The organism is Neoroseomonas alkaliterrae (assembly GCF_014199195.1).
GTDB lineage: Bacteria > Pseudomonadota > Alphaproteobacteria > Acetobacterales > Acetobacteraceae > Neoroseomonas > Neoroseomonas alkaliterrae.
In genome coordinates this window covers 162450-170898 of the sequence record NZ_JACIJE010000010.1, presented here as the reverse complement: position 1 = coordinate 170898, position 8449 = coordinate 162450, and the positions used below count along the sequence as shown (strand labels likewise).

The 8449-nt window shown below is 72.9% G+C and carries 8 protein-coding genes; 4 read left to right on the top strand and 4 right to left on the bottom strand.

Annotated elements, in window-relative coordinates; translation table 11 throughout:
* The first annotated feature begins 137 nt into the window (after positions 1-137).
* Positions 138-980, top strand: a complete 843-nt coding sequence (gene iolE, locus FHS88_RS16850; RefSeq protein ID WP_184486633.1) for a myo-inosose-2 dehydratase — start codon at positions 138-140, stop codon at positions 978-980.
* Positions 981-998: 18 nt separating this feature from the next.
* On the opposite strand, the gene FHS88_RS16845 is transcribed toward iolE, so the two are convergent.
* From FHS88_RS16845 to FHS88_RS16830, 4 genes are read right to left on the bottom strand one after another with little or no spacing between them, the layout of a single operon-like run.
* Positions 999-2219 (bottom strand): M20/M25/M40 family metallo-hydrolase, encoded by a 1221-nt coding sequence (locus FHS88_RS16845; RefSeq protein ID WP_184486632.1) that lies wholly within the window; start codon positions 2217-2219, stop codon positions 999-1001.
* Between the two features lie 60 nt (positions 2220-2279).
* The gene (locus FHS88_RS16840) at positions 2280-3902 is read right to left on the bottom strand and encodes a gamma-glutamyltransferase family protein (protein WP_184486631.1); all 1623 of its coding nucleotides are present in this window, start codon (positions 3900-3902) and stop codon (positions 2280-2282) included.
* A gap of 15 nt (positions 3903-3917) precedes the next feature.
* Positions 3918-4952, bottom strand: coding sequence for an MBL fold metallo-hydrolase (locus FHS88_RS16835; protein WP_184486630.1), 1035 nt, complete (start codon positions 4950-4952; stop codon positions 3918-3920).
* Positions 4949-5695 carry a tyrosine-protein phosphatase gene (locus FHS88_RS16830; RefSeq protein ID WP_184486629.1) on the bottom strand — a complete coding sequence of 249 codons (747 nt, stop codon included), beginning with the start codon at positions 5693-5695 and terminating at the stop codon, positions 4949-4951. Before FHS88_RS16830 ends, FHS88_RS16835 begins: the two co-directional genes overlap by 4 nt.
* 85 nt (positions 5696-5780) lie before the next feature.
* On the opposite strand from FHS88_RS16830, the gene FHS88_RS16825 reads away from it, so the two are divergent.
* The 3 genes from FHS88_RS16825 to FHS88_RS16815 are packed head-to-tail and all read left to right on the top strand — an operon-like array spanning position 5781 to position 8358.
* Positions 5781-6842, top strand: coding sequence for an amidohydrolase family protein (locus FHS88_RS16825; RefSeq protein WP_211842644.1), 1062 nt, complete (start codon positions 5781-5783; stop codon positions 6840-6842).
* Positions 6839-7945, top strand: a complete 1107-nt coding sequence (locus FHS88_RS16820) for an amidohydrolase family protein (RefSeq protein WP_184486627.1) — start codon at positions 6839-6841, stop codon at positions 7943-7945. The genes FHS88_RS16825 and FHS88_RS16820 overlap by 4 nt, the downstream gene beginning before the upstream one ends.
* A complete protein-coding gene (locus FHS88_RS16815) occupies positions 7945-8358 on the top strand; it encodes a Rieske (2Fe-2S) protein (RefSeq protein WP_184486626.1) in 414 nt (137 codons plus the stop codon). The genes FHS88_RS16820 and FHS88_RS16815 overlap by 1 nt, the downstream gene beginning before the upstream one ends.
* Positions 8359-8449: the final 91 nt, after the last annotated feature.

The following is an 8449-nucleotide window of genomic DNA, read 5'->3' as shown; positions in this document are numbered from 1 at the left end:
CCATGGTGAGCCTCCGATGCTCACCAGGGTGAATCACATCACCCCCGCGTCGGGGAATCCCCCACCTGAGTCACACGCCATGGGAATTGGTATAACATTCCGCCTGGATCACTCGATGGGGGCTGGTCAATGACGACATGCCGGAACTCGGCGCGGCGACCCCGCTCGAGACCTGCCTCGCGGAAGCGCGCGAGGCCGGCTTCGAGGGCATCGAGCTCGGCAACAAGTTCCCGCGCGAGGCGCCAGTCCTGGCACCGATCCTCGCGCGCCACGGGCTCGCCCTGGCCTCGGGCTGGTATGGCGCGCGGTTGCTCGAACGCGATGTGGAGGCGGAGATGGCGGCGGCGGAGCCGCATCTTTCTCTGCTCTCCGTCATGGGCTGCACGGTCTGCGTCTTCGCCGAGGTCTCGCGCGCCGTGCACGGGGCGCGGACGACGCCGCTCTCCCGCCGGCCCGTGCTGGGCGAGGAGGACTGGGCCGTGCTGGCGCCACGCATGAACGAGATGGCGCGGCGCATGGCCGCGCGCGGCCTTCGGCTCGCCTACCACCACCATCTCGGGACGGTGGTGCAGAGCGAGGCCGAGATAGACCGGCTGATGGCGGCCACTGATCCCGCGGTCGGGCTGCTTCTCGATACCGGCCACCTCACGGCTGCCGGCGGCGACCCGGTCGCGGCGGCACGCCGCCATGCGCCGCGCATCGCGCATGTGCATTGCAAGGACTTGCGCCGGGACGTCCTCGGGCGCACGACGGCGGCCGACCTGCCCTTCCTCGCGGCGGTGCTGGAGGGCCTCTTCACCGTGCCCGGCGACGGGATGGTGGATTTCGCCGCCGTCCTGGATGCCCTGGCCGCGGGAGGCTACCGCGGCTGGCTGGTGGTGGAGGCCGAGCAGGATCCCGCGAAGGCGCATCCCCTGACCTATGCGCGGCTGGGGCATGACCATCTCGCGGCCCTCGCCGCGCGCGCCTTTCCCGCCTGACCGCGCGGCGCGCGCCGGTCAGCCGATCCCCTCCATGCCCGCCAGCGCGAGGATCGCGGCAAGCGTAGTGCGCATGCCGCGCAGGCTTTCCTCCGGCGCCACGTCCAGCCATTCCTCGAGCGAATGCGCCCGCCCGCCGCGACCGCCCGCGCCGACCTTCAGGGCCGGGATGCCGAGGCTCATCGGCACATTCGCATCGGTGGAGGAGAATTCGAAGCGCGGCGTGTAGCCCTCGGCCGCCACGGCCGCGGCGGCGAAGGCGCGGATCGGCGCGCCCGCCGGCGTCTCGCCGGCCGGGCGATCACCGACGCGCTGCACCTCGGCGGTGATGACGCCGGCATTGATCGAACGCGCCGCATTCTCGGCCGCCACCGCCTCGTCCACGATGGCGAGGAAGCGCGCATCGAGCCGATCGAGCTCGGCCGCCGAGGCGGAGCGCAGGTCCACCTCCATCGTCACCGCATTGGGGATGGCGTTGATCGAGGTGCCGCCCGAGACGATGCTGACGCAATGCGTCGTCGGCGGGGAATTCGGCACCTCGACGGCGGCAAGCGCGCGGGCCGCCTCGGCCATCGCATACATCGGGTTCACCAGCCCGAAGGCGGCGTAGGAATGCCCGCCCGGGCCGCGGAAGGTCACGCGGTAGCGGCGCGAGCCGACGCCGCCGGCGACGATGCGGTCCACCTCCGGGCTGTCCACCGTGAGGAAGGCCCGGATGCGCTCGCGGTGGCGCGAGCGCGCGAAGAGGTGCCGCACGCCGCGCAGGTCGCCGAGCCCTTCCTCGCCGACGTCGCCGACGAAGAGGATGTCGTCCCGCGTGCGGATGCCCGCCGCATCGAGGGCGCGGATGAAGCCGAGATTGACCGCGAGCGACCAGGTGTCGTCCGAGATGCCCGGGGCGTAGAGCCGGCTGCCCTCGCGGCGGACGCGCACATCCGTGCCGGCGGGGAACACCGTGTCGAGATGCGCGGCGACGACCAGGATGCCACCATTCCCGAAGCCGCGCCGCAGGCCCATGACGTTGCCGATCTCGTCCTGCTCGACCTCCTCGAGGCCGTGGTCGCGCAGCATCCCGAGATAGGCCGCGGCGCGCCTCTCCTCGCCGAAGGGGGGCGCGGGGATCTCGGTCAGGGTGATGACATCCTGCACGATCCGCTCATGCTCGGCGGCGAGCGTCGCGGCGGCGGCGGCGAAACGCGCATCGGCGCGGATGGCGGCGATGGTGTCGGTGGCGTTCATCGTCTCGGTTCCCTTGCACTTCGCTGTCCCGGGCGCGAAGGCGGCGCCGCATGCGCCCGCTCACGCGATGCCCGCCGCATAGCCATCCCTCTGCGGGTCCGCCGCACCTTCCAGCAGCCCGTCCCACATCGCAATGCCATGCACACCGGCGAAGGCATAGGTGGCGGGCACGCGCTTCACGCGGTAGCCATCCGCCCGCAGCGCCGCCTCGGCCGCGCGGGGGATGCGCAGGGAGAGGTCGAGCGTCTCGCTCGTCGCGCTGATCCGCGGCGCCAGCACCGCCTCCTGGATGCCCATGCCGAAGTCGAGCAGGTTCACCAGCACCTGCGCGAGGGCCACGCCGATCCAGGCACCGCCCGGCGCGCCGAGGGTCGCGACAGGCTCCTCGCCCTCCATCACGATCAGCGGCGACATGGAGGAAAAGCGCCGCTTGCCCGGCGCGATGGAGGTCGCCCGGCCGGGCCGCGGGTCGTACCAGTTCATCGCCCCGTTCAGCATGAAGCCGAGGCCGGGCGGCACCACCCCCGAAGGCATGCCGAGCGTGTGCGTGACGCTGACCACCATCCCGTCCCGATCCACGCAGGAGATGGTCGTCGTGCCCTTGGGCTCGGCGCCCGCGCGGGCGAGGCTGGCGCGCTCGCCTGCCTTGATGCACGCCGCGCAGTCGGCGGCGTAGGCATCCGACAGCAGGCGGTCGAGCGGAATGTCCACGAAATCCGGGTCGCCGACATGGCGATCCTTGTCGAGCCCCGCGCGCTTCAGCGCCTCGGCCAGCACGGCGATCATCGCGGGGCTGTTGTGCCCCATCCCCGGCAGGTCGAAATGCTCGAGGATGCGCAGCACCTCGCCCACGAAGATGCCGCCCGCGGGCGGGGGCGGCAGCACAAGCGTGCGGCCGCGATAGGGCACGCGCAGCGGCGCGACGCGCCGCGCTTGCACGGCGGCGAGGTCGGCTGCGGTGACCAGCCCGCCATGGGCGGCCATGTCGGCGGCGATGCGCCGTGCGATCTCCCCGGTGTAGAAGGCATCGGCGCCGTCGCGGGCGATCGTCTCGAGCGTCGCGGCGAGATCCTCGTTCACCACGCGCTCGCCCGGCCGCTTCGGCGTGCCGTCCGCGCGCAGGTAGAGCCGCGCGGCATCCGGCGTGTGCGCGAGCTTGTCCGCGATGTTGACGCGGCCATAGGCGCGTTCGTCGGCCGTCATCATCATGTGGACATGCGGGCGGACCATCCACCCCTCGCGCGCGCAGGCGATGGCGCCGGCGAAGAGGTCGCGCCAGGGCAGCCGCCCGAAGGCGCCATGCGCCTCGGCGAAGGTCCGCAGGATGGAGGGCACCGTGACGGAGGCGCGGCCGACCTCGTTCGGCGCGCCTTTCAGCACGAAGCCGTAGCCGTCCGTGCATTCGCGCTCGAAGAGATGCGCCCACATCGCCTCATGGGCGGCGGCGGGGCAGGGGGAGAGGCCGTCGAAGACGATCTGCGCGCGGCTGCGCGGATCATGCACCGTCATCACGCCGAGCCCGCCGAGGCCGCACATCATCGGGTCCACGACACCCTGGGTGAAGGCGCAGGCCAGCGTCGCATCCATCGCGTTGCCGCCGGCGGCGAGCACGGCCGCGCCCGCCTCCACGGCCTCGGGCTGCGGCGCGACGATCATGGCGCGCGCGGGCGGGATCCGGCGCATCGGGCGCGGCATGGCTCAGCGCCTTCGCCAAAGGATGGTGCCGTCGGCGGCGGGCAGCCTTTCCACCCGCCCCTGGGCTTCGAGGCGGCGCAGATGCGCGAGCGTCTCGCCGAGGCCGAAGCCGAGGTTGCGGTCGTCGAGCGGCCGCCGGAACAGCGCGGGCAGCAGGCCGTGCGCCGTCGCGGGCGCGGCGCAGGCGGCTTCGAGCAGCGCGAGGCGCTCCTCGTGATGCGCCGCGAGCGCATCGAGACGCGCATGCAGCCCGCGGAAGGGCTCGCCATGCGAGGGCAGCACCAGCGTCTCCTCCGGCAGGGCGCGGAAGCGGTCGAGCGAGGCGAGGAAGGCCCCGAGAGGATCGGCCATCGGCTCGCCGGCATGCAGCCCGACATAGGGCGTGATGCGCGGCAGGATCTGGTCCGCCGCGATCAGCACGCCGGCCTCGGGGCAATGCAGGCAGGCCATGTCGGGCGCGTGCCCCTGGCCGGTGATGACGTGCCATTCCCGCCCGCCGATGCGCAGCCGCTGCCCGTCCGCGATGGACGCGAAGGCGCGCGGCGGCGGCGCGACCGCCCGCACATAGAGCGGCCCGCGCGCGCGCAGGAAGGCGCAGTAGGTTTCCGGCGCGCCGGCCGCGTGCGCGAAGGCCGCCTGGTGGTCCAGCATCTCCGCGCCGGTGTCGAACCACAGGGACCGCGCCTGAAGCCACTCGATGCGCGTCATCATTGGCGTCACGCCGTGCGCGCCGCAGAGCCAGCCCATCAGCCCGGCATGGTCGGGGTGGAAATGCGTCACCAGCAGCCCCGAGAGCGCGCGGCCGCCGAAGGCGGGGCCGCCGAGCGCCGCCTGCCAGTGGCCGCGGGTCTCGTCATTGGCGACGCCGGCATCCACCGCCGTCCAGCCCGCCTCGTCCTCGATCAGCCAGACATTCACGTGATGCGGCGCGAAGGGGAGGGGAAAGCGCATCCAGCGCAGGCCGGGCACGACCTCCCGCGCCTCGCCCGGCGGCGGGGTTTCGATGGGGGCCGGCTGGAGCGCGGCGGCCGCGCTCATGCCAGCATCGCCTCGCGCAGCCGCCCCAGCGAGGAGGCATCGAGGCCGAGCCCATCGGCCGCCAGCCCCTCGACGCCGCCGAAACGCGTCAGCGCCGCGTCCAACGCCTCCTCGAGCAGCGCCGGATGGGTGGCGAGGATCGCATCCGCCGCCGCCCGCGGTACGCCCGGCGGCAGCGGATGGTCGCGGCGCCAGAAGCGGTCGGTCGCGACATAGTCCGCGACCACCGTCGCGCGGTCGGCGCCGAGCACCGTCAGGATCAGCGCCGCGCCGATGCCCGTGCGGTCCTTCCCGGCCGAGCAATGGAACAGCAGCGGGCGCCGTTCCTCCTCGAGCAGCAGCGCGAAGAGGCGCCGGTAGGCCGGGAGATGGTCGCTCACATAGGCGAGATAGGCCTCCCGCAGCAGCGCCGTCGCCCCTTCGCCGGTCGCCGCCCCGCGTTCGAGCATGTCGCGCAGCGAGGCGCCGACGAAGGGCTCGATCGGCAGCGGATGCGCCGCCGCGCCGGGCGGCAGGCGGGAGGGCGCGCGCGCCGCCTCCTGCGTGCCGCGCAAGTCGCAGACCGTCCTCAGCCCGGTCCGGGCGAGCTGCCCGAGATCCGCCTCGGTCAGCCCGTGCAGCGCGGCGGAGCGGTAGGCGATGCCGTGGCGCACGCGACGCCCGTCGGCCACCGGCCAGCCGCCGATGTCGCGCAGGTTGGAGGCGCCCTCGAGGGCAAGGACGCGGGGATGGGCCTGGGTCATAAGACCAGTATCGCGGCTGCCGGCCGCCCTGCCCATTGCCCCCGGCGCCGATCGGGTCGAACCTGGGCGCAACGCTGGAGGAACCGTGACAGACGCCGCGATCGACTGCGACCTGCATCCGGCCGTGCCCGGGGTGGCGGCCCTGCTGCCCTACATGGACGAATACTGGCGCCACACGCTGGTCGAGCGCGGGATCGAGACGCTCGAAAGCGCCTCCTACCCGCCCAATGCGCCCTCTACCTGCCGGGCGGACTGGCGCGGGCCGAAGGGCCAGGCGCCGGGCGATGTCGCCCTGCTGCGGCGCCAGGTGCTCGACCGCTGGGGTGCTGCGGCGGGCATCCTGAACCCGCTCTTTCCCGCGCAACTGCCCTTCAGCCGCGACATGTCGGCCGCCATGGCGCGGGCGGTGAACGACTGGGTGCGGGCCGAATGGCTCGACCGCGACGCGCGGCTGCGCGCCTCCATCCTGCTGCCCAACGGCGTCGAGGAGGCGGTGGCCGAGATCGAGCGCCTCGCGCCCGATCGCCGCTTCGTGCAGGGCATGGTGCTCTGCATGGGCGAGATCCCGCTTGGCCGGCGCGAATGGTGGCCGGTCCATGCGGCGCTGGAGCGCCACGGCCTGCCGCTCGGCATCCATGCCGGCAGCGCCTGGCGGCACCCGCCCACCTCGGTCGGCTGGCCGTCCTGGCATGTCGAGGAATACGCGGCCAATTCCCTCGGCTTCCAGGCGAGCCTCGCCTCCCTGGTGACCGAAGGCGTGTTCGGGAAGTTCCCCGGCCTGACGGTGGTGCTGATCGAGAGCGGCGTGTCCTGGCTGCCGGCCTTCCTCTGGCGCCTCACCAAGTGCTGGAAGGGCGTGCGCTTCGAGATCCCGTGGGTGGACCGCCCGCCGGCCGAGATCGTGCGCGACCATGTGCGCCTGACCATCCGCCCCTTCGATGCGCCCGAGGATCCGGCGGTGGTGGAGCGGCTGATGGACCATCTGCGCTCGGACGCCATGCTGCTCTGGGCGACCGACTGGCCGCACTGGCATTTCGAGGGCGACGCAACCGCCCCGCCCGGCCTTCCGCCAGGGCTGCTGCACAGGATCATGGTGGACAATCCGCGCGCGACCTATGCTCGCATCCGGGAAGGAGGCACCGCATGAACCTCGTCCGCCCCATCGCCGCGCCGGGCCGCCCGGCCGCCGCGACCCTCGGCCTCGTGGATTGCGACATCCATCCGCGCGTGCGCGACCTCGGCGAGTTCCGCCCCTTCCTCACCGAGGCGGCGTGGCACCGCCTTGCCACCTACGGCATCCATGCGCGGCACGGCTTCGCCAAGGGTTATCCCTTCCCGAAGGCCGCGCCGCTCGCCTGCCGGCGCGACGCCTGGCCGCCGGGCGGCGGACCGCCCGCCTCGGACCTGCCCTTCCTGCAGGCGCAGCTGCTCGACGCCTACGGCATGGATGTGGGCGTGCTGAACCCGCTGCAGCCCTCGGGGCAGGGCGACGTGAATGACGGGCTGTCGGTCGCGCTCGCCAGCGCGGTCAACGAATGGCAGGTCGAGCACTGGCTGCGGCACGAGCCGCGGCTGCGCGGCTCGATCGTCGTGCCCTACGAGGACGGCGCCGCCTCGGCCGAGGAGATCCGCCGCCGGGCCGGCGATCCGCGCTTCTGCCAGGTGCTGCTGATGAGCCGCACCTCCGAGCCGCTCGGCCGGCAACGCTACTGGCCGATCTGGCAGGCGGCGGCGGAGGCGGGGCTGCCCGTCGGCATCCACGCCTTCGGCTATTCCGGCCACGCCATGACGAATGGCGGCTGGCCCTCCTTCTATGTCGAGGAGGTGCAGGAGCACGCGACCAGCGCGCAGGCGCAGGTCAGTTCCATGGTGGTGGAGGGCATCTTCGAGCGCTTCCCGGGCCTCAAGGTCATCATGATCGAATGCGGCTTCGGCTGGATGCCCTCGCTCGCCTGGCGGCTCGATGCGACGTGGAAGCGGCTGAAGGACGAAGTGCCGCACCTGAAGCGCGCGCCGTCCGAGGTCATGCGCGAGCATGTCTTCGTCTCGACCCAGCCGATCGAGGAGCCGGAGCGGCCCGAGCACCTGCTCGACGCCATGGAATGGATCGGCTGGGACCGCATCCTCTTCGCCTCCGACTATCCGCACTGGGATTTCGACGACCCGCGCCTCGCCATTCCCGCCTTCATCCCGGAGGAGAAGCGCGCAGCGATCTACGGCGGCAATGCGCGGAGGCTGTTCGGGTTCTGATGGCGAGGCATGTGGTGGCGCCGGTCGCGGAAATCCCGCCCGGCGCGCGCAAGGTGATCGAGGCCGCAGGCAAGCGCATCGTGGTGTTCAACCTGGACGGCGCCTTCTTCGCGCTGCTCGACCGCTGCCCCCATCAGGGCGGGCCGCTCTCGGGCGGCATCCTCTGCGGCCTGACCCAGTCGGAGGAACCGGGCACCTACCGCTTCTCGCGCGCGGGCGAGTTCATCCGCTGCCCCTGGCACCAGTGGGAGTTCGACATCCGCACCGGCAAGTCCTGGTTCGACCCGCGCCGGACCAAGGTGCGGCCCTTCCCGGCGCGGGTGGAGGCCGGCGCGGCGCTCGTGGAGGGCCCCTACACCGCCGAGACCTTCCCGGTGCGCGTCGAGGATTCCTACGTGGTGGTGGAGGCCTAGGCGGCCCCGGCGCGCGGCGCCTAGCCCGCCCCCGGCTGAAGCGCTTCACGGCGCGCGGCCCTCCGGCCGCGCATGCTGGGCACCGCCACGC

What these genes read in the sequence shown, in the direction of transcription:
- iolE (WP_184486633.1), top strand. Translation starts at nt 138, where the DNA reads ATGCCGGAACTCGGCGCGGCGACCCCGCTCGAGACCTGCCTCGCGGAA.
- FHS88_RS16845 (WP_184486632.1), bottom strand. Translation starts at nt 2,219, where the DNA reads ATGAACGCCACCGACACCATCGCCGCCATCCGCGCCGATGCGCGTTTC.
- FHS88_RS16840 (WP_184486631.1), bottom strand. Translation starts at nt 3,902, where the DNA reads ATGCGCCGGATCCCGCCCGCGCGCGCCATGATCGTCGCGCCGCAGCCC.
- FHS88_RS16835 (WP_184486630.1), bottom strand. Translation starts at nt 4,952, where the DNA reads ATGAGCGCGGCCGCCGCGCTCCAGCCGGCCCCCATCGAAACCCCGCCG.
- FHS88_RS16830 (WP_184486629.1), bottom strand. Translation starts at nt 5,695, where the DNA reads ATGACCCAGGCCCATCCCCGCGTCCTTGCCCTCGAGGGCGCCTCCAAC.
- FHS88_RS16820 (WP_184486627.1), top strand. Translation starts at nt 6,839, where the DNA reads ATGAACCTCGTCCGCCCCATCGCCGCGCCGGGCCGCCCGGCCGCCGCG.
- FHS88_RS16815 (WP_184486626.1), top strand. Translation starts at nt 7,945, where the DNA reads ATGGCGAGGCATGTGGTGGCGCCGGTCGCGGAAATCCCGCCCGGCGCG.